General features: G+C 48.0%; 22 protein-coding genes. 17 read left to right on the top strand and 5 right to left on the bottom strand.

What is annotated here, in order from left to right:
* Positions 1-189 precede the first annotated feature (189 nt).
* From H6A12_RS11285 to H6A12_RS11240, 10 genes are all read left to right on the top strand, one after another.
* Complete coding sequence (locus tag H6A12_RS11285) at positions 190-702, top strand: tRNA (cytidine(34)-2'-O)-methyltransferase (RefSeq protein WP_204447935.1); 513 nt, start codon at positions 190-192, stop codon at positions 700-702.
* Complete coding sequence (locus tag H6A12_RS11280; protein WP_204447933.1) at positions 699-1,580, top strand: DegV family protein; 882 nt, start codon at positions 699-701, stop codon at positions 1,578-1,580. Before H6A12_RS11285 ends, H6A12_RS11280 begins: the two co-directional genes overlap by 4 nt.
* Before the next feature lie 135 nt (positions 1,581-1,715).
* Positions 1,716-2,927, top strand: a complete 1,212-nt coding sequence (locus H6A12_RS11275; protein ID WP_275955306.1) for a phosphoglycerate kinase — start codon at positions 1,716-1,718, stop codon at positions 2,925-2,927.
* Positions 2,928-3,010: 83 nt separating this feature from the next.
* Positions 3,011-3,778, top strand: coding sequence for a triose-phosphate isomerase (gene tpiA, locus H6A12_RS11270; protein WP_204447931.1), 768 nt, complete (start codon positions 3,011-3,013; stop codon positions 3,776-3,778).
* 40 nt (positions 3,779-3,818) lie between these two features.
* Positions 3,819-5,336 carry a 2,3-bisphosphoglycerate-independent phosphoglycerate mutase gene (gene gpmI / locus H6A12_RS11265; RefSeq protein ID WP_204447928.1) on the top strand — a complete coding sequence of 506 codons (1,518 nt, stop codon included), beginning with the start codon at positions 3,819-3,821 and terminating at the stop codon, positions 5,334-5,336.
* Positions 5,337-5,686: 350 nt separating this feature from the next.
* On the top strand, positions 5,687-6,772 hold the full coding sequence (locus H6A12_RS11260) for a PucR family transcriptional regulator (RefSeq protein ID WP_204447926.1): 1,086 nt from the start codon (positions 5,687-5,689) through the stop codon (positions 6,770-6,772).
* 80 nt (positions 6,773-6,852) lie between these two features.
* Positions 6,853-7,539, top strand: a complete 687-nt coding sequence (ftsE, locus tag H6A12_RS11255; protein ID WP_204447924.1) for a cell division ATP-binding protein FtsE — start codon at positions 6,853-6,855, stop codon at positions 7,537-7,539.
* Positions 7,536-8,444: a permease-like cell division protein FtsX gene (gene ftsX, locus H6A12_RS11250; RefSeq protein WP_204447921.1), complete on the top strand. Its 909-nt coding sequence runs from the start codon at positions 7,536-7,538 to the stop codon at positions 8,442-8,444. The genes ftsE and ftsX overlap by 4 nt, the downstream gene beginning before the upstream one ends.
* A 70-nt stretch (positions 8,445-8,514) precedes the next feature.
* Positions 8,515-9,702 (top strand): murein hydrolase activator EnvC family protein, encoded by a 1,188-nt coding sequence (locus H6A12_RS11245; RefSeq protein WP_204447918.1) that lies wholly within the window; start codon positions 8,515-8,517, stop codon positions 9,700-9,702.
* A gap of 107 nt (positions 9,703-9,809) precedes the next feature.
* Positions 9,810-11,105, top strand: a complete 1,296-nt coding sequence (locus H6A12_RS11240; protein ID WP_204447916.1) for a S41 family peptidase — start codon at positions 9,810-9,812, stop codon at positions 11,103-11,105.
* Between the two features lie 47 nt (positions 11,106-11,152).
* Here the strand turns inward: H6A12_RS11240 and H6A12_RS11235 are convergent, their stop codons facing one another.
* Complete coding sequence (locus H6A12_RS11235) at positions 11,153-11,815, bottom strand: nuclease-related domain-containing protein (RefSeq protein WP_204447914.1); 663 nt, start codon at positions 11,813-11,815, stop codon at positions 11,153-11,155.
* A 163-nt stretch (positions 11,816-11,978) separates the two neighbouring features.
* Here H6A12_RS11235 and H6A12_RS11230 point away from each other — a divergent pair, with 163 nt between their 5' ends.
* Complete coding sequence (locus tag H6A12_RS11230; protein WP_204447911.1) at positions 11,979-12,185, top strand: DUF378 domain-containing protein; 207 nt, start codon at positions 11,979-11,981, stop codon at positions 12,183-12,185.
* Between the two features lie 214 nt (positions 12,186-12,399).
* The gene (locus tag H6A12_RS11225; protein ID WP_204447909.1) at positions 12,400-12,915 is read left to right on the top strand and encodes a hypothetical protein; all 516 of its coding nucleotides are present in this window, start codon (positions 12,400-12,402) and stop codon (positions 12,913-12,915) included.
* 62 nt (positions 12,916-12,977) lie between these two features.
* On the opposite strand, the gene H6A12_RS11220 is transcribed toward H6A12_RS11225, so the two are convergent.
* Together H6A12_RS11220 and H6A12_RS11215 are read right to left on the bottom strand one after the other, a co-directional pair.
* Positions 12,978-13,583 (bottom strand): suppressor of fused domain protein, encoded by a 606-nt coding sequence (locus H6A12_RS11220; protein WP_204447907.1) that lies wholly within the window; start codon positions 13,581-13,583, stop codon positions 12,978-12,980.
* A gap of 67 nt (positions 13,584-13,650) precedes the next feature.
* Positions 13,651-14,850 (bottom strand): acetate/propionate family kinase, encoded by a 1,200-nt coding sequence (locus H6A12_RS11215; protein ID WP_204447905.1) that lies wholly within the window; start codon positions 14,848-14,850, stop codon positions 13,651-13,653.
* A gap of 151 nt (positions 14,851-15,001) precedes the next feature.
* Between H6A12_RS11215 and H6A12_RS11210 the strand changes: the two genes are divergently transcribed.
* Complete coding sequence (locus tag H6A12_RS11210) at positions 15,002-16,177, top strand: tRNA(Met) cytidine acetate ligase (RefSeq protein ID WP_204447904.1); 1,176 nt, start codon at positions 15,002-15,004, stop codon at positions 16,175-16,177.
* Positions 16,178-16,230: 53 nt separating this feature from the next.
* Here the strand turns inward: H6A12_RS11210 and H6A12_RS11205 are convergent, their stop codons facing one another.
* Positions 16,231-17,193: a permease gene (locus tag H6A12_RS11205; protein WP_204447903.1), complete on the bottom strand. Its 963-nt coding sequence runs from the start codon at positions 17,191-17,193 to the stop codon at positions 16,231-16,233.
* 207 nt (positions 17,194-17,400) lie between these two features.
* Between H6A12_RS11205 and hrcA the strand changes: the two genes are divergently transcribed.
* From hrcA to dnaJ, 4 genes are all read left to right on the top strand, one after another.
* A complete protein-coding gene (hrcA, locus tag H6A12_RS11200) occupies positions 17,401-18,453 on the top strand; it encodes a heat-inducible transcriptional repressor HrcA (RefSeq protein ID WP_204447902.1) in 1,053 nt (350 codons plus the stop codon).
* Complete coding sequence (gene grpE, locus H6A12_RS11195) at positions 18,450-18,986, top strand: nucleotide exchange factor GrpE (RefSeq protein WP_243415501.1); 537 nt, start codon at positions 18,450-18,452, stop codon at positions 18,984-18,986. The genes hrcA and grpE overlap by 4 nt, the downstream gene beginning before the upstream one ends.
* Positions 18,987-19,065: 79 nt before the next feature.
* A complete protein-coding gene (gene dnaK / locus H6A12_RS11190) occupies positions 19,066-20,910 on the top strand; it encodes a molecular chaperone DnaK (protein ID WP_204447901.1) in 1,845 nt (614 codons plus the stop codon).
* 108 nt (positions 20,911-21,018) lie between these two features.
* Positions 21,019-22,179, top strand: a complete 1,161-nt coding sequence (dnaJ, locus tag H6A12_RS11185) for a molecular chaperone DnaJ (protein WP_204447900.1) — start codon at positions 21,019-21,021, stop codon at positions 22,177-22,179.
* 69 nt (positions 22,180-22,248) lie between these two features.
* On the opposite strand, the gene H6A12_RS11180 is transcribed toward dnaJ, so the two are convergent.
* Positions 22,249-22,886 (bottom strand): hypothetical protein (locus tag H6A12_RS11180; RefSeq protein ID WP_204447898.1); only part of this gene is annotated, 638 nt, incomplete at its 5' end.

Genomic DNA, 22,886 nt, shown 5'->3' with positions numbered 1-22,886 from the left:
TCATCTTTTCTATTTTAGTCGAAGCGGCATGCGGATTCATGACAAAAGTGTAAATTGTATGCGGATTTTGCGCAAAAAAATACATTTTTTCTCCTAGGTGTTGTTTTTTCAAGGTGCGTGTTGTATTTTTATCAGATTTCTGGTATGATAATCATGGGTAATTTTGATTGATGAAAGGATGGGCCTTTTTTGAGCAAGGAACTGAACATTGTGCTGGTTGAACCGCAGATTCCGCAAAACGCCGGCAACATTGCAAGGACCTGTGCGGCCACAGGTGCGCGGCTGCATCTGGTCAAGCCGATGGGTTTTTCGATTGATGATAAAAAGTTAAAACGTGCCGGGCTTGATTATTGGCATTTGCTCGATATTACGTATTATGAGAGTTTGACGGACTTCTTTGAGAAGAACAAAGGACCTTTTTATTATTTTACAACGAAGGCACATCATACGTACAGCGATATTTCTTATCCGGACGGTGCATATCTTGTGTTTGGCCGCGAGGATGCAGGACTGCCGGAATCGCTTTTGTGCAAACATCCGGCCGAGTGTGTGCGTCTGCCGATGATTGAAGGTGCACGCAGTTTGAATCTTTCGAATACCGTGGCCATCGGCGTCTATGAAGCACTGCGTCAATGGGGATTTCCGGCGCTTTCCGCTGCCGGAAGACTCCGCGATTATGTTTGGGAGGACGAAATTGTATGAAACACATTAAACTCATGACAGATTCCGCTTGCGATATTCCAAAAGAACTTGAAGAGCAGTATGAGATTCGGATTTTATCGTTCCCGGTGACGGTCGGAAACGACAGCTATTTGGAGCGCTTCGATTTTACGAATGAAGAGTTTTACGATATGCTGCTTTCGGCGCCGAAAATTCCGACCACCTCGCAGATCACGATGATCCAGTTTGAAGAAGAGTATCAAAAGGTGTGCGATGAGGGATACACAGAACTCATCTACGTATCCATTAACGGCGGCGGTTCGAACACATACAATGCGGCATGCATGGCAAGAGAGCAGTTTTATGAGGCGCATCCGGAGAAAAAAGAGACGTTTTTGATTCACATTGTCGACTCGAAAACGTATACCGTGGCATACGGTCATCCGGTTGTGGAAGCTGCAAGAAAAGCAGAACGCGGCGCTTCTTCTGCAGAGATTATTGCATATCTTGAAGATTGGTTCGACAGTGTCGAGATTTACTTTGCACCATACACATTAAACTTTGTTAAAAAATCGGGACGCGTGCCGGCTGCTGCTGCGTTTGTCGGCGAGCTGATGGGCCTTCGTCCGATCATCACGATTATTGACGGAGAGACAAAGGTGATTGAAAAGGTGCGCGGCGACAAAGCGGTGATTCCGGCGCTGTTAAAACATGCCCAGACGGCGGCTGTTCCGCATACGCCGTATCTGACGGTGACAGGTATGTGCACCGAGCAGGGCAAGGAACTTTTGGAAAAGGCGCAGAAGGCATTTGGTGAAAAGGCAGTCGGCTTGTTCAGTATCGGCGCTGCGATTTCGATTAACGCAGGCCCGAAAGTTGTGGGCATTATTGTGAAAGGTCAGCGCAGAGGAATGAAATAAGCTGTGCGCGTTCCTCGCAAAAAAGAAAAAAATTGGTTGTTTCCTCTTGCAAACAGTGCCCGGATAGAGTACAATAAAGATGAATTGTTAAGGGGTTAACAATACATTATTCCGATAAACGAAAGGAAGAGTCCAATGAATGTCATGAATAAAAAAACAGTTGATGATCTGCACGCTACCGGCAAACGCGTGCTCGTTCGCTGCGATTTCAACGTTCCGCTGAAAAACGGCGTGATCACAGACGAAAACCGCATCGTTGCTGCACTGCCGACCATTAAAAAACTGCTGGATGACGGCGCAAAAGTGATCCTTTGCTCGCACCTTGGCAAACCGAAAGGTGAGCCGAAACCGGAGCTTTCTCTTGCACCGGTTGCAAAACGTCTGTCCGAGCTCCTGAATAAAGAAGTTGTGTTTGCTGCTGATGACTGTGTTGTCGGCGAAAATGCAAAAAAAGCAGTTGCTGAGATGAAAGACGGCGATGTTGTTCTTCTGCAGAACACCCGTTACAGAAAAGAAGAGACCAAAAACGGCGAAGAACTGAGCAAAGAGCTCGGCTCGCTGTGCGATATTTTTGTAAACGATGCATTCGGCGCTGCACACCGTGCACACTGCTCGACTGTCGGCGTTGCTGCTTATACAGAGGAAGCTGCTGTCGGCTACCTGATGCAGAAAGAGCTCAAATACTTGGGCGGCGCTGTTGAGAACCCGGCAAGACCGTTCGTCACCATCCTGGGCGGCGCAAAAGTTGCAGACAAACTGAATGTTATCGAGAACCTGCTCAACAAAGCAGACACGCTGATCATCGGCGGCGGCATGGCTTACACCTTCCTCGCTGCAAAAGGCTACAGCGTTGGTACTTCTCTGCTTGACAACGAGAAAATCGACTACTGCAAAAACATGCTCGCAAAAGCAGAAGAAAAAGGCGTGAAAATTCTGCTTCCGATCGACTGTGTTGTTGCAAAAGAGTTCCCGAATCCGATCGATGCGGAGATCGAAGTACAGACCGTTGCAGCTGACGCTATCCCGGCTGACTGCATGGGCCTCGACATCGGCGAGAAAACTGCAGAGTTGTTTGCTGACGCAGTAAAATCCGCAAAAACCGTTGTTTGGAACGGTCCGATGGGCGTGTTCGAAAACCCGATCCTCGCAAAAGGCACCATCGCAGTTGCAAAAGCACTGGCTGAGACCGATGCAATCACCATCATCGGCGGCGGCGACTCCGCAGCAGCAGTCAACACCCTGGGCTTCGGCGACAAGATGAGCCACATTTCGACAGGCGGCGGCGCTTCTCTCGAATTCCTCGAGGGCAAAGAGCTTCCGGGCATTGTTGCAATGAACGACAAATAATCAAGCCGAAAAGAGTAAAGTCGCGTACAAGCCTGTGCGCGGCTTCTCTTTACAATTTATGAATGTATTAGGAGGAGATTCCAATGAACAAGGCACTCAGAAAAGCAGTTATCGCAGGCAACTGGAAAATGAATAACACTCGCGTGGAAACCAAAGCATTGATCGAGGATCTGATCCCGCTGGCAAAAGACGCTGGCTGTGACGTTGTGGTTTGCGTTCCGTTCACAAACCTTGAGACCGCAGTCAACCTCACCAAAGGCACAAACATCAAAGTCGGCGCACAGAACTGCCACTTTGAAGCAAAAGGTGCATTCACCGGCGAAATCTCCGCTTCCATGCTGACCGAGATGGGCGTTGAGTACGTTGTCATCGGCCACAGCGAGCGCCGTCAGTATTTCGGCGAGACTGACGCTACCGTCAACAAACGCCTAAAAGCTGTCATCGACGCTGGCATGACCGCAATCCTCTGCGTAGGCGAGATGCTCGAAGACCGTGAAAACGGCATCACCGAGGAGCTCGTTGCAATGCAGACAAAAATCGCTTTGGGCGGCGTTTCCAAAGAGGATCTGAGCAAAGTCATCATCGCTTACGAGCCGGTTTGGGCAATCGGCACCGGCAAAACCGCTACTGCCGATCAGGCAAACGAGGTTTGCGCACTGATCCGTGCAACTGTCGAAAAACTGTACGACAAAGAAGCATCTGACGCACTGACCATTCAGTACGGCGGTTCGATGAACGCTGGCAACGCAGCAGAGCTTTTGAGCAAACCGGACGTAGACGGCGGTTTGATTGGCGGCGCTTCCCTCAAAGCACCGGACTTTGCTACCATCATCAACGCAGCAAGCAAATAAGAAGCTTTTGCAACCCAAATAAAAGGAGAGAAGATCCAATATGAATAAACCACTGGCTTTGATCATCCTTGACGGATTTGGTATCAATGAAAGTGATTACGGCAATGCAATTCACGCAGCAAACACACCGAATATTGACCGGTTGTTTGCAGCAGGTGTAAAAACACAGATTGGCGCTTCCGGTATGGACGTTGGCCTTCCGGATGGTCAGATGGGCAACTCTGAGGTTGGTCATACCAACATCGGCGCTGGCCGTATCGTGTACCAGGAGCTGACACGTATCACCAAAACAATGAACGAGGGCGGCTTTGTCAAAAACGAAGCATTCTGCAATGCAATCGAAAACTGCAAGAAAAACGGCAGTGCGCTTCATTTGATGGGCCTGCTGTCGGACGGCGGTGTGCACAGCCACAACAGCCATCTGTATGGTCTTTTGGAAATGGCGAAAGAAGCAGGTCTTACCGAAGTGTATGTTCACTGCTTCATGGACGGTCGTGACGTTCCGCCGTCTTCCGGCAAAGACTTTGTTGCAGAGCTTTCCGAGAAAATGAAAGAAATCGGCGTTGGCCGCGTTTCGACTGTGATGGGCCGTTACTATGCAATGGACCGCGACAACCGTTGGGAGCGCGTTTCCAAAGCATACGCAGCAATGGTATACGGCGAGGGCGAGCATTTCGGCTGCCCGACCTGCGCAATGCAATCTTCGTATGACAACGATGTGACCGATGAATTTGTCGTTCCGTGTGTCATCGAAGGCGGCAAACCGATCAAAGCAAACGACAGCGTGATTTTCTTCAACTTCCGTCCGGACCGTGCGCGTGAAATCACCCGTACTCTGGTTGACGACGCATTTGATGGATTTGAGCGCAAAAACGGCCGTTTCCCGCTGTACTTTGTCTGCATGACACAGTATGACGCAACAATGCCGAATGTTGACATCGCATTCAAACCGCAGTCGCTCAACAACACCTTCGGTGAGTATATCTCCAAAAAAGGTCTGACCCAGCTTCGTATTGCGGAAACCGAGAAATATGCACACGTCACCTTCTTCTTCAACGGCGGCGTGGAGGCAACATTTGAGGGCGAAGATCGCGCACTGATCAACTCCCCAAAAGTTGCAACCTACGACTTGAAACCGGAGATGAGCGCATATGAGGTATGCGACGAAGTGCTTAAACGCATTGATTCGGACAAGTATGACGTGATCATCTTAAACTACGCAAACTGCGACATGGTTGGTCATACCGGCGTGTTTGACGCAGCAAAAGCAGCAGTGGAAGCAGTGGATGCCTGCGTTGGCAAAACAGTTGATGCTGTGCTCGCAAAAGGCGGTATTGCACTCGTAACCGCTGACCACGGCAACGCAGACAAGATGTATGAGCCGGACGGTTCGCCGTTTACTGCACATACTACCAATCCGGTTCCGTTTGTTGTATGCGGCGCGGATGTGAAACTGCGTGAGGGCGGACGTCTTGCTGACATCGCTCCGACCATGCTCGAATTCCTGGGACTTGAAAAACCGGAAGAGATGGACGGCGAAAGCTTAATCGTGAAATAAGCAAACTATAAATATTACAATTTGTAACCGAATGGGAACGAAAGATTCCCATTCGGTTCTTTCTTTTTGGAGAGAATCCTTCATAAAAACAGGAATAATCTCTGAGGTTTCCGACAAAAAATCAGGAAAATACAGGAAAATGACGGATGTTCATTTTCTGTTCACACATTTTTGTAACCGATATGTTACAATTTGTAACAAGTTGATCTGCAGTTGTCTGCATAGAAGCGCAGTTTATGCGTTTTTGTAATAAAAATGCTCTTTTCTGTTGCAAAATTCAGCGGTTTTCGGTAAAATAAAACTAAGTGGTTATCTTAAACTGCATATTCGTTATGAAAAGAGGTTTTATTATGTCTAACAGACTGTTCCAGGGTGTTGTCCACCAGATGCGTGATACGATCAATCGTGTGATCGGTGTTGTTGATGATACTGCAACCATCATTGCGTGCAGTGAACTTTCCAAAATCGGCACGACAAACGAGTATATTGCGCTGGATCTGGTTGAAACAAACGATGTGTTTGTGCGCGATGGTTACAGCTATAAACCGTTCGGCTCGCTTTCCAAACCGGAATATGCTGTTTTTGTTGAAGGAATCGATGAGCAGGCTTCTAAATTTGCACAGCTCATTGCCATCTCCTTGACGAGTATTAAGCAGTATTACGACGAGCGGTATGATAAAAATAATTTTATCAAAAACGTTGTGCTTGACAACATTTTACCGGGCGATATTTATATCAAAGCACGTGAGCTTCATTTTTCCAATGATGTCAACCGTGTAGCGCTCCTGATCCGCATTTTGTCCACCAACGAGGTGTCGGCATATGACGTGATTCAGAATCTGTTCCCGGATAAGCAGAAAGACTATGTGTTCACAATCAACGAGAGTGACATCGTGCTGGTGAAAGAGACAAAAGCCGGCATCGAAGCGCGCGATCTTGAAAAGCTTGCCGGTTCGATTGTGGATACACTGAGTTCTGAGTTTTACACCAAATCCGCTGTGGGCATCGGTACAACTGTAACCGGTGTCAAAGATCTGGCGCGTTCGTTCAAAGAAGCACAGATCGCTTTGGAAGTCGGAAAAGTGTTCGACACAGAACAGAATATTGTATGCTATGAGAATTTGGGTATTGCACGGCTGATTTATCAGCTGCCGACCACCCTGTGTTCGACTTTCTTGAATGAAGTGTTTAAGCACGGATCGATCGAGTCGCTCGATCAGGAAACGCTGTTTACGATTCAGAAGTTCTTCGAGAACAACCTGAACGTTTCGGAAACATCGCGTAAACTGTTCGTGCACAGAAATACGCTTGTATATCGTCTTGAGAAAATTAAAAAATTGACCGGTTTGGATCTGCGTGAGTTTGATCATGCAATCGTGTTCAAAATTGCACTGATGGTCAAAAAATATTTGACTGCAGTTCCGACGAAGTTTTAATAGAAGTTGACACAGGTGTTTTTTGACAGCAGTTGGGTCGTGCTCTGCCGGAATGTGTTTTGTTTGGGAGAGTACAGGCTATGATAGAGTTAAGTCATGTGTCGTTAAAATATGACAGACAGACATCGGCGCTTGAGGACGTTAATCTTTCGGTGGACGAAGGAGAATTCGTTTTCATCGTGGGACCGTCGGGCGCCGGAAAAAGTTCCATTATTAAGCTGCTTTTGCGCGAGAAAGTTGCAAGCAGCGGCATTGTGACCGTTGATGGGGTGAACGTCGGCCGCTTAAAACAGCGTCAGATTCCCCAGTATCGACGGAAACTCGGCGTTGTATTTCAGGATTTCCGCTTGATTCCGAATATGACGGTGTATGACAATGTTGCGTTCAGTATGCGTGTGACCGACGCGGCGAATAAGGTGATTCGCAATCGAGTGCCGTATATTCTGAATTTGATGGGACTTGAGAAGAAAGCAAAGCGGTTCCCGCATGAGATTTCGGGCGGTGAGCAGCAGCGTGTGGCATTGGCACGCGCGCTTGTGAATGATCCGCCGATCATCATTGCGGACGAGCCGACGGGAAATATTGACCCGGAGCTCTCCTATGAAATTGTGGAGCTTTTGGAAGGCATCAATGCGTGCGGAACAACGGTACTGATGGTAACGCATGAGCACGAAATGGTGCATCATTTCGGCGGCCGTATTATTACCATTGAACATGGTACGATTGCGCGGGATGAGGTTTTAAAGAAAGGTGGTGCTCGCGGATGAGAGCTTCCAGCTTTCGATATTTGCTCAAAGAAGGGCTGCGCAACATGTGGCGCAATCGTGTGATGTCGCTGACGTCCATTGGCGTGCTGACCACGTGCCTTTTGATCGTAGGTGCTGCGTTTTTGCTGACTGTGAATGTGAACAGTATGGTCAAATACGTGGAAGGTCAAAGTGAAATGTGCGTCTATATGAAAGAAGGACTCACAGAAGAGGATTTGACTCAGGCTGAAGAGGCCATCCGGGCAGTTCCGAATGTCAAAGAAGTAACGTTTATTTCTAAAGAAGAAGGACTTGAAAACACAAAAGAATCGTTCGGTGACGATGGATATCTTTTGGAAGGCTATGAGGGAGAGGATAATCCGATTCCTGACAGCTTTGTTGTGAAAGTGAATGAAATCGATCAGACGCGTGATACGCAGAAAGCATTGCAGGAAATTGCAGGCGTGGATGTTGTCAATGCGTCCGGCGAGGTTGCAGATACGCTTTCGTATGTGCAGAATACGGTTGTGACACTTGGCACTATCGTGATTATTGCGCTTGCAGTCATTTCACTGGTGATTATTTCAAACACAATTCGTGCGACCATTTTCACCCGCCGCAAAGAAATCAATATTATGAAATTTGTCGGTGCAACCAATTCGTTTATTCGTGTTCCGTTTGTTGTGGAAGGATTTATGCTCGGATTTCTTTCTGCGCTGATTTCCTTTTTGATTATCTGGGGTGCATATTCGTATTTGGTCGGCGCTTTTTCGACGGATGTATCCTATTGGCTCCAGTCGGCGTTTGAAAGTGTTGTGCCGTTTAAACAGGTGGCACTGCCGCTTGGCGGTTTCTTTGCCGGAACCGGCATTGTACTTGGTGTGATGGGCAGTTTGATTAGTATTCGAAATCACGTGAAGGTTTAAAAATCCAAATGACAAAAAGAAACGGTTTTTAAAAAAAGAAGCCATGACTTGAAAGGGGATTTGTTGACGTATGCAACGTTTTTTTGCGCATAGATACGGAAAAAGAATTGCCGTATTTATGGCAGTACTGATGACCGCATTGTTTTTGAGCGGACCGTTTGGCCAGATCGACTTTGTACAGGCGAAATCAGTTTCGGATATGCAAAATCAAATTGACCAGATCGATCAGCAGATCAAAGATCTTGAAGATCAGATGAACGCAAATGAGCAAAAGCTTGAAGATGAACAGGCACGCCAAAAAGAACTGACTGATCAGATTTTGAATGTAGAACAGCAGCTTTCGCTGTATCAGGAAAAAATTGATATGGTTGAGGCTGAAATTACACAAAAAGAAGAAGAGATTGCTACAAAGCAGGCTGAAATTGCAGAAAACGAAGAATTGTTTGCTGCACGTCTGCGCAGAATGTATATTACAAATACCTCTTCTTCTGCACTCACAACATTGTTGAGTGCAAGCAGCTTTTCCGATTTTTTGAATCGGTATGAGATTTTAAAACGAATTTCTCAGGAAGATCAGTCGCTGATTGAAACACTGACGCAGCAAAAAACAGATCTTGAATCGCTTCGTGAGGAACTCGCAGGTCAGAAAGAGGATTTGCAGGCTTCTTATGATGAAATCAACGTGAAGAAAAAAGAACTCGACGGCTTATATGCACAGAGCAAAAACATAGAATCCAGTATTTTGGATGCAAACCGTGAGTACATGGAAAACGTTGAGAAATACAAAGATCAGCAGGCAGCGCTTGAAAAAGAAATCGAAGAAATGCTTCAAAACGAAGGCAATGACGAGGCATACGGCGACGGTCAGCTGAAATGGCCGGTGCCGAGCAGATCGTATATTTCGTCGTATTTCGGATGGCGTACCTTGTATGGTAAGCCGAACTATCATACAGGTATTGATATCCCGGGCGCTGCCGGAACAAGCATCGTTGCAGCAGATGCCGGAAAAGTGCTGAGTGTAAAATATTTGGACTACGGCTATGGATATCACGTCATTGTTGACCACGGAAACGGTGTGGCAACGCTGTATGGTCACTGCAGCAGAATTGACGTAGTGCCTGGCCAGATGGTTCAAAAAGGCGAAACCATCGCAGGAATCGGTACCACCGGCAACTCTACCGGCAACCATTTGCACTTTGAAGTTCGTATTAACGGTGCAAAGATGAATCCGCTCAATTACGTCAGACAGCCGTCATAATCGTGAAGCCGGAGAGTCGTTTCTACTTATCGAATTGGCATTGAAAGGAAGTATTCCTGCTTTTGCAGGAATACTTCGCGTTTCTGGCTCAAAACAGGAGGATATGTATGAATAAAAAAATCTCGTTGGGCGCTGCGATTACGTTTATGGTAGTGATTGCGGGAATTACATTCTGTATTACCATGATGGTTGCGCTTTCGCATTTTAACAACATGGTACACAATGTGAACGAGCGTGAAGCAATGTATAATAAACTCAGCAATATTGACAATGAAGTGCGTCAGAATTATGCGGGTGTAGGAAACATCGATGAGGAGTATTTGAATAATCTGATTGCAGCGGGATATATCCGCGGAATCGGCGATTCGTATGCTTCCTATTATACGAAAGCAGAGTACGAAGCAATGCTTCAGGAAGAAAAAGGTGAACTGGTTTCTATCGGTGTTCAGACATATCAGGATCAGACCGGATATCTGGGCGTGTTATCAGTAGAAGCTGGCTCTGCGGCAGAACAAAACGGCATTCAGCGCGGCGACTTGATCATTTCTGTGGATGGCACAGATTTAAAAACGCTGTCTTATACACAAGCAGTTCAGTTGCTGAAAGGTAAAATCGGCACAAAATGTACGGTGGTATATCGCCGCGACGGTGTGGATACAACCAAAGAATTGCAGCGTGTCGCATTGACGCCTACTTATGTGGAGAGCCGTGTGATTGATGATCTCGGCTATGTGCAGATCCGTGCGTTCAACAGTGAGGCTGTTGCACAGTTTAAAACTGCTGTGGAAAAAGTGATGAAAAGCAATATCACCGGAATCATTTTAGATGTGCGCGGTAATAACAGCATGTCGATCGATGCGGCAAATGAAATGCTCAACGTTTTGCTTCCGTCGCATGATTTGGGTTATATTGTAGGAAAAAGCGGCGAAATGGAGCTGAGCGGCACATCGGATTCCTATTATATCAATTTGCCGATGACCGTTTTGGTCGATGGCGGCACGGGCTGTGCGGCGGAGTATTTCGCGGCAATTATGCGTGAAACAAGTGAAACCAAATTGATCGGCAGTCAGACCATGGGAAAATCGGCGATTCAGGAAGTTCGTCCGCTGACAGACGGCAGTGCGATTTCGATTACAGTTTCTCATTTTCTGACTTCGACACAGCTTGATATTGAGGGCGTTGGACTGAAAGCGGATTATGATATCACCTTCTCCGCGGAGCAGATGCAGAATCCGGCTTCTGTGACCGATCAGACAGACCCGCATATCCATAAAGCACAGGAAGTTTTGCATTCACAAACTGAAGACAACACACAGACTGCAGAGTCTTCCGAGGAATCTGTATCATCAGAAGAATCCGCGGCTGCTGAATCTTCACAGGAATCCAGTCAAGCAGCTGAATAAGCAAACAAAAAAAGCCTCACCGTACGGTGAGGCTTTTTTCATGACAATTATTTATTATGCTTTGCCATTTCTTTTACGTTTTTAACATGCTGAGAAATGACTTTTTTATCGGTGATTTGATATTTTAACAGGGCATGATAAATCTTGTCCACATCAATGTTGTTGTCTTTTGAAAAGCGTTCCTGATGCAAAAATTTATTCAAACGATTGAACGAAATGATTGGAAGCTTTTTCGGAATAAACAATTCTACTTTTCGGTTGGTGAATACCACAAGGCTTTCAATCGGCACGTTGTAGATATTCTCTTTTCCGAGCAAATGACGGATGCAGTCGACATGGGTCTGATTCTGCATCAGCGGGTTATACAGTTTATAGCGCGATTTTCCCATGATGTGCAGCCAGTCTTTTTTGCGTGGTTCGCCGTATACTTCGCCGCCGATATTTTTGGTTTCAATCACGAGCAGTCCGAAAAATCCGATCAGCACATGGTCGACCTGTGTGGTTTTGTCATACAGCGGCAGGTACAAGTCATTGATGACTTTAAAGCTGCGGATGGATGCAAAACGTTTTAATTTTGCGGCTACCTTTTTCTCACCGTCAATACCGAGTTTTCGGCGGTGTGCTTCTCGTACGGCACGAACCGCTATCAGAATCAATACCAACAGTAATACGATACCGCCGGCAATGATGTACGGAATGTATTTTTCCATGTTGTCCCTCCAAAATGAATTGATTATTTTTATTTTATCATATTCGAATAAAAAAAGAAATAGCGACAACACTATATTTGCAAACTGTTCAGAAAAACGGCTTAGCCAGAACGGGATGCAATTTTTGTTCCGTTCCGGAACGAAAGCTTGGAGGTTTTTCATTATGCTTGATCGAATCGCGCTGATCCTTGTGATTATCGGTGCGCTCAACTGGGGCGGAATCGGTATTTTTGGATTTGATACAGTGGCGTGGATTTGCGGCGGACAGCTGAGCATTTTTGCCCGCATCATCTACACACTTGTTGCGATCGCAGGAATTTGGTGTATCTCGCTCCTATTCCGACGCTCAAATGAAGTATTGGGCGACTGATTGGCCAAACTGTGGAATAAAATCGGAGAGAAGATTCTTCTCTCCGATTTTATTTATGCATAAATAACAAAAATAATCATCAAAAAAACAACATTTTGTTTTTATTCAAATTGACAATCTCATTGAATGCTCTTATAATAAAAGTAAGAGAAGAAAATATTGTATTTTCTTTGCAGAAGGATCATTCGAAAGGCAGATGAAGGGAGGCGTCAGTATGACAAAGAAAAAAGGAATTTTCATTGGTGTTGCTGTGATTTTGGTGGCGGCAGTTGGTGTTCTTTTCGCTGTGTATTTTACATCACCGTCAGATATTATTTCATTTGCAAACCCAAACGATGCTGAAGTGGAGACGATTACGCTGATTGTTGACCGGAGAAGCGGCGAGCTACCCAGTGGAGAACAAAAAGTCTTTACTGAGGCACTTCAAAAATTATCAGGGAAGATTGCGGAGAATGAGGCAAAAACCTTGTTTGAAGGATATTTAGGAAGAATTACAGGGCTTTCTTATCGCTTCTCTGACGGTCATACGGCAACCTTTGTATTCTCTCCTGAGGATGAGAATTTGATTCGCGTCACTGTGGCACCTGGCGCTTCGGATGTGGCATCGGCAGAGGCTTATTTCCGTGTGGAGTCGAAAGATTTTTCACGAGGTTCGATTGAAGCGCTTCAGGACCGTGTGGCGCTTGCGTATCCAGATAGTGACGGCACACTTCCTGATGGTGCGGCATAACCAAATGTGTAAAACAGAAAAACGCTTCCGCGAATTTCGCGGAAGCGTTTTTTCATCTTACGTTATAACACAGAGTCACGCAGCGGATCAGAAAGATCGGCTTTCTGTTCTTCAAACAGCGAGAGCAGCGAAACCACGCCGTGCTGTGCACAGTAGTCCGATTCCTTGTCCGAAAGAAAGATTGCAGTGAGCCAGCGCACGTTGAACGGTTCAAATGCAACGGCTTCCAACCGCTCGTTCCAAAACGAAAACTCCGTGAACAGCAGATGCGGCAGTCGGCTTTCGGGAATATAGGTGCGGACAATGTCCGGGAACACTGCGCCGTCAAAACAGCGGATTTTTGTTCCCATGACAGCGATTGCGCAGCGGCTTAACAGATCCGGAAAATTTTCGTTCGGACCTTTGCACGCGCCTGCAAGCTCAAACCGAAGCGGTTTTCCGCCTTCCCGCAGTCCAACCGGGTAATGCATCATACCAAGTGTGGCGCAGGAAAGCGTTCCTGCCTGCGGTGTGTCCTGTTCTGTTAAAATATCAATGCTCATTTCGTTCGAAGGGTCATAGTGCCGAAATACACGCGCTGAACCGCCGAACACATCATGCGCCTGATGATATAAAAATTCATTTTGACGAAGCTGTGCTTCTAACGTTTGAAAATGTTTTTGCATCATGTCTTCTTTTTTCTCCAAGGGAACGCGTAAAAAAAGTCCGCCAAAAGCGGACTTTTTTCATCATCAATTAGCGGGAAGCTTCCACGATTGCTTTGGTATCCTGTGCGATGGCAAGTTCTTCGTTGGTCGGGATGACCCAAACTTCCACCGGAAGTCCTTCTTTTGAAATTTTGTGATCGGTGCCGGTGCGTTTTGTGTTTTCTGCCGGATCAAGCTCGATTCCCATGAATTCGAGGCCTTCGCAAACTTCTGCGCGGAGCTCGCCGGAGTTTTCGCCGATGCCGCCGGTGAACAGCACTGCATCAATGCCGCCCATTGCAGCTGCATATGCGCCGATGAATTTTTTGATCTGATAACGAACGATCTCGCAAGCGAGTCTTGCACGGTGATGTCCTTCGTGGGAAGCGTTTACAAGGTCACGTGCGTCAGACGACAGTCCGGAAATGCCCAAGAAGCCCGATTTTTTGTTGAGAATATCGCTCATCTCGTCCGGTGTGAGGTTTTCTTTGTTCATCAGGTAGGTCATGACCGACGGGTCGATGCCGCCCGAACGGGTGCCCATGATGATGCCGTCCAGCGGAGTAAAGCCCATGGTGGTATCCATACATTTGCCGTCTTTGACTGCGGTGATGGAGGAGCCGTTGCCCAAGTGGCAGACAACAACTTTTGTGCCCTCTTTCTTGCCGATCATCTCAAGGTAGTGACCGCTGACATAACGATGGCTTGTACCGTGGAAGCCGTAACGGCGGATGTGATATTTCTCGTAGTACTCGTACGGAATGCCGAACATATACGATTTTTCCGGCATGGTCTGATGGAACGAGGTATCGAACACTGCAACCATCGGCACATCTTCGCCGAATACGCTGCGGCAAGCACGGATTGCAGCTGCCTGCGGCGGGTTGTGAAGCGGACCTAATTCGCTCAAATCTTCGATTGTTTTGACAACTTCCTCAGTGATGAGGGTGGAAACTTTATAAAACTCGCCGCCATGGAGAACGCGGTGGCCGACTGCGCCGATTTCGCTGACATCGTCTAACACTTTGCCTTCGCCGCTGGTCAGTACTTTAACGACTTCGAGGAATGCTTCTTTATGGGTCGGGAATTCGACTTCATACGAAACAGTTATGTCGTTTGTTTTGTGTGTGATCAGACCACCGACGCCGATGCGTTCACAGTTGCCTTTTGCGATGACGTGTTCATCTGTCATGTCGATCAGCTGATATTTGAGAGAAGAGCTGCCGGCATTGATGACGAGGATTTTCATGAAATTCATCCTTCCAAATAAAAATTTTATTTTGAATCATTGACAAAGAATATCCACATTCTATATTATTACGTTAGCAGAAAAATTTCAAGTGGTAATTCGTTTCTTTCGGGAGAATTTCAGGAGAAAAGTGCAAAAGGAGGCGCAAATTTTGAGAATTGCGGGTGTTGTTGCGGAATATAATCCGTTTCATAATGGGCATGCGTATCAGATTGAACAGATGCGAAAAGCCGGTGCGACGCATGTAGCAGCTGTGATGAGCGGTGCATTTGTTCAGCGCGGCGAACCGGCAATTCTTGATAAGTGGACACGCGCAAAAGCAGCTGTTTTGGGCGGTGCCGATTTGGTGATCGAACTGCCTGCACCGTTTGCGCTTTCGTCTGCGCCTGAATTTGCATTTGGCGCGATGTCGGCACTTGCGTTTATCGGTGTGTCCATGATTGGTTTCGGCAGTGAATCGGGTGATATAGAGGCACTGAAACAGGAGCGTTGCGCACTGGAAGCGCTTGAGCGAGCGGGTGCGTTTGCGCCGTTTTTAAAAGAGGGCATGTCATATCCGCGGGCGCGTCAGGCGGCGTTTGAGCAAGCGTATCATCGGACACCTTGTTTTGCAGACCCGAACGATTTGCTGGCGCTTTCGTACTTACGTGCAGCGGGGCGGCTCGGCGTTTCGTTTGAATGGCTTGCGGTGAAGCGGGCAGGTGCGGCACATGACAGCACGACTGCTGCGGGCGCATTTGCAAGCGCTTCATTTTTGCGGACACATCTCGAGCAGCCGGAAATTCTTTCACAGTATGTGCCCGAAACGGCGTTTGCGCTGTATCAAAAGGAAATCAACGAACAACGCGCACCCATCCGCATGATAAACGGTGAACGGTATCTGCTCGGCGTATTGCGCAGTCTTTCACGCGAGCAGTGGGCGGCGATTCCGGATGTGACAGAGGGACTCGAGCATCGGCTTTGGCGAGCGGTGCGTGAATCGGGTTCTTTATCTGAATTTTATGATGCTGTCAAGACAAAACGATATCCGCACGCGCGGATTCGGCGGATTGCATGCTGTGCTGCGCTGTCGATTACACAGAAAGAACGTGCATCATCGTGTGAAGCGTTTCGCGTGCTGGCGTTTAATCGTCGGGGTGCGGAAATTCTCGGACGGATTCCGAAGGAACAGCGGCAGAGAATTGGTGTGAATTTTGCTGATTTATATCGCCGGTATCCGCAGGCATTTCAGGCAAGTGTTCGTGCGCAGGAGTGTGCGTCGCTGTGTATGCCGCAGATTGCACCGTGCGGTATCGATTTTACAAAGAAAGTGACAATGGAAGAATAAAAACACCCGCAGCGACTGCTGCGGGTGTTTGTTTGTGAATGGGTTGTTGGTCATTATCCCAAAATGAAGATGCTTGCCATGCCGACGAGCAGAGAAACGACTGCGGCGACACCGCAATAAAGCAAAACGACCCGAATCCGAAGCGCACGGGTTAAAAGAATCGCCGATGGTACCGAAATCACCATGGATGAAAGTGTGAAGGTGAGCGCTACTGCCGGTGAGATTTTTAACAGCAGAAGCAGGACCGGTGCAATCGAGAAAATGTCCGAGTGAATCGGCAGTCCGATCAATGTGACAATCGCTGTAGAGAGCAGTTCGTTGTCGTTGACGATTTTTGTGATTGTATCAAGCGAGAAAAATGCCATGACAGCCGACGAAAGTGCAACGCCCAGCAAAATGAACACGGCACATTTGCGTAAAACAGCGAGCATATCAAGCAGTGCATGATGAAACCGTGCGCCGGCTGTTTTTTCGTGCGCATGATGTTCGTGCGGGTGTTCGCATTCGTATCGTTTGACACCCTGCTCCAACGGGAACAGCTTTAAAATGAGCGCTAACAGGATTAAAATGACAAGCGATGCCGCGACATATGCCGCACCGAACGACGGTCCTGCAATCGCAAAGACGGAGAGAATCGCCGTGAGGTTTAAAAGCGACGAGGACGTCAGATAACAAAGGCAGATACGCACCGGCACACCGACGGAAATCAGTCCAATGAGTACCGGCAGGATGCTGCATGAGCAAAACGGTGAAATCGTGCCTGCGGCAACCGCCAGCAAAAATCCGGGCACACTGTTTAACCGTGCCAATGTGTGATGCAGCTTTTCCATGTTGATATAGCTGCTTATAAAATAAACAGCTGTCATGATGACGGCAAGCAGAACGAAAATCGTCAGTGTGTCAACAATAAAATGCGTGATAAATTCCGAAACGGTATGCGGAAGAGAAAATCCTTCGATCAGCGATTCGATCCATTCGCCTAAAAATCCGTGGTTATGGCCTGCGTGGACGTGCATGCTCACGCCTCCTTTTTTAAGAATCTACTTATTTAGTATAGCATAGCCGTCAAGTGGGGAATACGTCATGATTTTACGTGCGTTTATTTAAAAACCGTTCACAAAATTCATAATCCATCTACTTGACAACCGATCAAAAGGGTGGTAGAGTATAGTTAGCACTCAGGGATATGGAGTGCTAAAGCAAAACCGAAAGGAGGCGGTTGAATGGGTGCAGTGGATGAACGCAAGCGTGCGATTCTCTGTGCGGTTGTCGATGAATATATCCGCACCGGAGAGCCGGTTGGTTCCAAAGCAGTGCTTTCGTGCATCGGGATGAATGTTTCGTCTGCGACGATCCGAAATGACATGGCGTTTTTGGAACGCGCAGGACTGCTAGAACAGCCCCATACTTCCGCCGGGCGGGTTCCGACGTATCAGGGATATCGGTATTATATTGATCATCTGATGTGTCCGAAACCGCTGAGTGCAAAAGAAAAACGGATGATCGACGAGCTGTTGTCGCATAACGATGCTACGGCGGATGCGATCGTCGAAAACGCCATCACGGTGATGTCGGAAATGACAAATCTCGCCGTGGTTGCCCGCAGCAGTGCGCCGTCGTTTTCGGTGATCACACGGGTGGAAGTCATTCCGGCCGGCCGCAGAGTGTATGCACTCTTGATGATTACGTCTTCGGGAACGATCAAAAACAAAATCTGCCGGATCGCATTTGATCTGACAAACGAGCAGATCGCGTTTTTTGAGCAGTTCATCAACGACAATCTGACGGGCTTAAACTTAGATGCGGTGACGCCCGAACGGCTCACAGAGCTTGCGGTGGCACTCGGCAGTTACATGGTATCGCTTTCGCCGCTGTTAAACGCGGTGTATGAGCTTTCGGAAGAGATTTCGCACACGCAGGTACATCTGCACGGCGAACAAAATCTTTTGACGAGCGCGATGCTCCGTGCCGACGAAGTGGTTCAGCTGCTTGCACACAAGAACGAACTGGAAGCGCTGCTTTCGGGTGCGTTCGACGGAATTTCGGTGGTCTTTGGGCAGGAGGATGAGAGCTTCGCCGTTACCAATTCGAGCATGATCTTATCTCCGTTTAAAGCAGGAGGTCAGCGTGTGGCTTCATTTGGTGTGATCGGGCCGGTTCGGGTCGATTATGCACAGGTGATTCCGCATATCAAATATATCACAGACAGCGTCAATCGTTTGTTAGAGGCTGCAATGGAGCCAGACGACGAGGACGGGAAAGGAAGATCGTTTTGAGCAACAAAGAAAACGAAAAAGAAATGACTGCACCGCAGACGGAGCAGGAGGAAGCTGTAAACGAAACACCGGATGCAGCGGATGAAATGCGTGCACAGCTCGAAGCGCTGAAAAAAGAAAACGAGGAGCTCAGCGACCGGCTTTATCGGACGGCTGCGGAGTTTGACAACTATAAAAAACGAACCGCGAAGGAAAAACAGGAGCTTTCCTCGTTTGCAAAAGGCGTTTGCATCAAAGAGATGCTGACCGCCTCCGACAACTTTGAACGGGCACTGGGTGTACCGTGCAAAGATGAGGAGTTCAAAAAAGGAATGGAGATGATCTTCAACCAGCTTTGCGAAGCGTTTTCACGCGTCGGTGTCAAAGAAATTGAAGCACTCGGTAATCCGTTTGACCCGAATTTCCATCACGCCATCAAACAGGTGGAGGACGAATCGTTCGGCGAAAACATCGTCTGCGAAGTGCTTCAAAAAGGATATGAACTGGACGGTCATGTGATTCGCCACGCGATGGTGGTCGTTGCAAATCCGTAGAAATCGAAAAATAGCGAAAATTCCAACAATCTTGATTTTATAAAACAAACACATAAGGTTCTGTAAGGAGGAACACATCATGGGAAAAATTATTGGTATTGATCTTGGTACAACAAACTCTTGCGTCGCTGTCATCGAAGGCGGCGAGCCGGTCGTCATCGCAAACTCTGAGGGCGCAAGAACCACACCGTCTGTCGTCGCTTTCTCGAAAACCGGCGAGCGTATTGTCGGTGCAACCGCAAAACGTCAGGCTGTGACAAACGCTGACCGTACGATCAGCTCGATCAAACGTCACATGGGCAGCGACTACAAAGTAAACATCGACGGCAAAGCATTCACTCCGCAGGAGATTTCCGCAATGATTCTGCAGAAACTCAAAACAGACGCAGAAGCATACCTGGGTGAAACCGTAACCGAGGCTGTCATCACTGTTCCGGCATACTTCACCGACGCACAGCGTCAGGCTACCAAAGACGCAGGCAAAATCGCAGGCCTCGAGGTCAAGAGAATCATCAACGAGCCGACTGCTGCTGCACTGGCTTACGGTGTTGACAAAGAGCAGGATCAGAAAATCATGGTTTACGACCTGGGCGGCGGTACATTCGACGTTTCTATCATCGAAATGGGCGACGGTGTGCAGGAAGTTCTGGCAACTGCCGGCAACAACCGTTTGGGCGGCGATGACTTCGACGCACGCATCATCGACTGGATGGCTTCTGAATTCAAGAAAACAGACGGCATTGATTTGAAAGCTGACAAAATGGCACTGCAGCGTTTGAAAGAGGCTGCTGAGAAAGCAAAAATCGACCTGTCCGGCATGACCCAGACACAAATCAACCTGCCGTTTATCACAGCAGATGCAACCGGTCCGAAACACCTTGATATGACACTGACCCGTGCAAAATTCAACGAACTGACCGCAGATCTCGTAGAAGCTACCATGGGCCCGGTTCGCCAGGCACTGTCCGACTCCGGTCTGTCTGCTTCTGACTTGAACAAAGTGCTGATGGTCGGTGGTTCTTCGAGAATTCCGGCAGTTCAGGACGCTGTCAAAAATATCATCGGCAAAGAGCCGTTTAAAGGCATCAACCCGGATGAATGTGTTGCTGTCGGCGCTGCAATTCAGGGCGGCGTTCTGGGCGGCGAGGTCAAAGGCCTGCTGCTTCTTGACGTTACACCGCTGTCCTTGGGCATTGAGACACTCGGCGGCGTTTCCACAAAACTGATCGAGAGAAACACCACCATCCCGACCAAAAAATCGCAGGTCTTCTCGACCGCCGCAGATAACCAGACTGCTGTTGAAATCCATGTCCTGCAGGGTGAGCGTGAATTTGCAAAAGACAACAAAACACTGGGCATCTTCAAACTCGACGGTATCGCACCGGCTCCGCGCGGCATCCCGCAGATCGAAGTTACCTATGATATCGACGCAAACGGCATCGTTCACGTTTCGGCAAAAGATCTGGGTACCGGCAAAGAGCAGCACATCACCATCACTTCTTCCACCAACATGTCCAAAGAGGACATCGACCGCGCTGTGAAAGAGGCTGAGGCATTTGCAGCAGAGGATAAGAAGAAAAAAGAAGAGATCGATGTCAGAAACGGCGCAGATCAGATGGTATTCCAGTGCGAGAAAGCACTCAAAGATATGGAAGGCAAAATCTCCGATTCCGAGAAAACCGATATCACTGCAAAAATCGAAGCACTGAAAGAAGAGCTCAAATCCGGTACAGTTGATTCGATCAAAGCAAAACAGGAAGAGCTTGAAAAAGCATTCTATGCAGTTTCTTCGAAGATGTATGAAGCAGCACAGGCTGCTCAGGCACAGCAGGGCGCACCGAATGCAGGCGCTGCACAGTCGGGTAATGTTGGTCCGGACGGCGTTGTCGATGCGGACTTCACAGAAGTAAACGACGATAAATAATTGACACAGTTTTTTGAGAACATCAAATCCGGATTCGGGACGAAGCGTTGGTTTCGTCCCGTTTCGGGTGTGTGCTCATAACGACAAGACAGAGGAGGACGAACGGATTTGGCTGAGGAAAAACGCGATTATTACGAGGTGCTCGGTGTTTCCAAAACAGCAACGGACGACGAGCTGAAAAAAGCGTATCGCAAACTCGCAAAACAATATCACCCCGACTTAAATCCAGGGGACAAAGAAGCTGAAAAGAAATTCAAAGAGGCCAATGAGGCATATGAGGTGCTTTCGGACTCCACAAAGCGTGCGCGCTATGACCAGTTCGGTCATGCAGGTGTCGATCCAAACTATGGCGCAGGCGGTCCGGGTGCCGGCGGATTTGGTGGGTTCGGCGGCTTTGATATGGGCGATCTCGGCGATATTTTTGAAGGATTTTTCGGCGGCGGATTTGGTTCGTCCAGACGTGCCAATCCGAACGCACCGCGCCGCGGCGGCGATTTGCAGACGAGCTGCACGATCAGCTTCTTTGAGGCTTGCAAAGGCGTCAAACGTGAGATCAGCATTCAGCGCATGGAAAGCTGTCCGGATTGTTACGGCAGCGGCAGTGAACCGGGACATGATGCACAGACATGTCCGGATTGTCACGGTACCGGTCAGGTGCGTGTGACCCAGCGGACACCGCTTGGCTCTATGACATCAAGCCGTCCGTGTTCGCGCTGCGGCGGCAAGGGTAAAATTATCACAAACCCGTGCAAAAAATGTAACGGCAACGGCAGAATCCGTGTTACGAAAAAAATCGAGGTTTCGATTCCTGCCGGCATCGATGACGGTCAAACACTCGCAGTCCGCGGTCAGGGCGACAGCGGCATAAACGGCGGACCGGCAGGCGATCTGCATGTCACTGTGACGGTGCGTCCGGATACGCTGTTTAAACGCGACGGTTATGATATCTGGTGCGAGATTCCGCTGACGTATATGCAGGCAGCACTCGGCGATGAGCTGACTGTGCCGACGATCGACGGTAAAGTGAAGTACACGATCCCCGAAGGCACACAGCCGGGAACCGTATTCCGTCTGCGCGGCAAGGGCGTGCAGAACTTAAACGGTCGAGGACGCGGTGACCAGTATGTGGAGGTTACGGTGGAAGTACCGAAAGGACTTTCAAAGGCGCAGAAAGAAGCACTTAAAAACTTCGATAAGCTGCTGACAGACGAAAAGCAGTACACGAAGCGCAAAGGGTTCTTTGACAAAGTAAAAGAAATGTTTGAATAAACAGAATAAACAACAGGCAGTGCCTTTTAAAAGGCGCTGCCTGTTGTTTTTGTGTATAGGGAGGGGGCATTATTTATCTATCCCAAGCTGTTCTTTGATAAAACCAGCGGTGAAGAGTTCGGTTCCCGGGACGGTGAAGATATAGTCTTCCGATTCTTTGACCTCTTCCTGAATGCCGCGTGCGCTGTTTTCCTCAAACTTCTGGCGGCGATAGTCCATGGTGTAATCGTAGGAGAGAAACACTTCCGGGTAATCGCTGAAATCGAGATAACTGTTGCACGAGATGGTGAATGTCCTTTGCTTTGGCGGATAATCTTCGCCGACATTGGTGACAGTGATATAGACGTTGGCTGTAGTCAAATAGTTTTGACCCATGCCGACGAAGCCGGTGTACTTCACATCCTGAAGCGCAACGGGCTTTTCAAAGATTGCATCGATATACTGCTGTGCAAGCGGAGTGCCGGTGATCTCTTTGTGAGCGGAATGTATTTTTTGCTGCTGTTCCTCCGTACCGACTGCATCGCGAAGCATTTGGTAAGAAGAGCTAATCGTTACTGATTCAATTTGACTTTTTGAGGTGAGATACAAAAGATCAGCGATCGTTTTTTTCGGGAAAAAGACGGAAACGCAGACTGCTGCGATCAATGCGACCGACAAAACAACGGCGACAATGATAAGATTTCGTTTGTTTGTTTTTGTCATGGGAG

It is taken from the genome of Merdimmobilis hominis, from assembly GCF_016901855.1.
Classification (GTDB): Bacteria; Bacillota; Clostridia; order Oscillospirales; family Ruminococcaceae; genus Paludihabitans.
This window is presented reverse-complemented; position numbering and strand designations above follow the sequence as displayed.

Bases quoted from the DNA above. Each gene is read 5' to 3' on its own strand.
- H6A12_RS11235 (WP_204447914.1), bottom strand. From the start codon at position 11,815: ATGGAAAAATACATTCCGTACATCATTGCCGGCGGTATCGTATTACTG.
- H6A12_RS11275 (WP_275955306.1), top strand. From the start codon at position 1,716: ATGAATGTCATGAATAAAAAAACAGTTGATGATCTGCACGCTACCGGC.
- hrcA (WP_204447902.1), top strand. From the start codon at position 17,401: ATGGGTGCAGTGGATGAACGCAAGCGTGCGATTCTCTGTGCGGTTGTC.
- ftsX (WP_204447921.1), top strand. From the start codon at position 7,536: ATGAGAGCTTCCAGCTTTCGATATTTGCTCAAAGAAGGGCTGCGCAAC.
- gpmI (WP_204447928.1), top strand. From the start codon at position 3,819: ATGAATAAACCACTGGCTTTGATCATCCTTGACGGATTTGGTATCAAT.
- dnaK (WP_204447901.1), top strand. From the start codon at position 19,066: ATGGGAAAAATTATTGGTATTGATCTTGGTACAACAAACTCTTGCGTC.
- ftsE (WP_204447924.1), top strand. From the start codon at position 6,853: ATGATAGAGTTAAGTCATGTGTCGTTAAAATATGACAGACAGACATCG.
- H6A12_RS11215 (WP_204447905.1), bottom strand. From the start codon at position 14,850: ATGAAAATCCTCGTCATCAATGCCGGCAGCTCTTCTCTCAAATATCAG.
- H6A12_RS11260 (WP_204447926.1), top strand. From the start codon at position 5,687: ATGTCTAACAGACTGTTCCAGGGTGTTGTCCACCAGATGCGTGATACG.
- H6A12_RS11240 (WP_204447916.1), top strand. From the start codon at position 9,810: ATGAATAAAAAAATCTCGTTGGGCGCTGCGATTACGTTTATGGTAGTG.
- H6A12_RS11220 (WP_204447907.1), bottom strand. From the start codon at position 13,583: ATGATGCAAAAACATTTTCAAACGTTAGAAGCACAGCTTCGTCAAAAT.
- H6A12_RS11245 (WP_204447918.1), top strand. From the start codon at position 8,515: ATGCAACGTTTTTTTGCGCATAGATACGGAAAAAGAATTGCCGTATTT.
- tpiA (WP_204447931.1), top strand. From the start codon at position 3,011: ATGAACAAGGCACTCAGAAAAGCAGTTATCGCAGGCAACTGGAAAATG.
- H6A12_RS11230 (WP_204447911.1), top strand. From the start codon at position 11,979: ATGCTTGATCGAATCGCGCTGATCCTTGTGATTATCGGTGCGCTCAAC.
- H6A12_RS11225 (WP_204447909.1), top strand. From the start codon at position 12,400: ATGACAAAGAAAAAAGGAATTTTCATTGGTGTTGCTGTGATTTTGGTG.
- H6A12_RS11205 (WP_204447903.1), bottom strand. From the start codon at position 17,193: ATGCACGTCCACGCAGGCCATAACCACGGATTTTTAGGCGAATGGATC.
- H6A12_RS11280 (WP_204447933.1), top strand. From the start codon at position 699: ATGAAACACATTAAACTCATGACAGATTCCGCTTGCGATATTCCAAAA.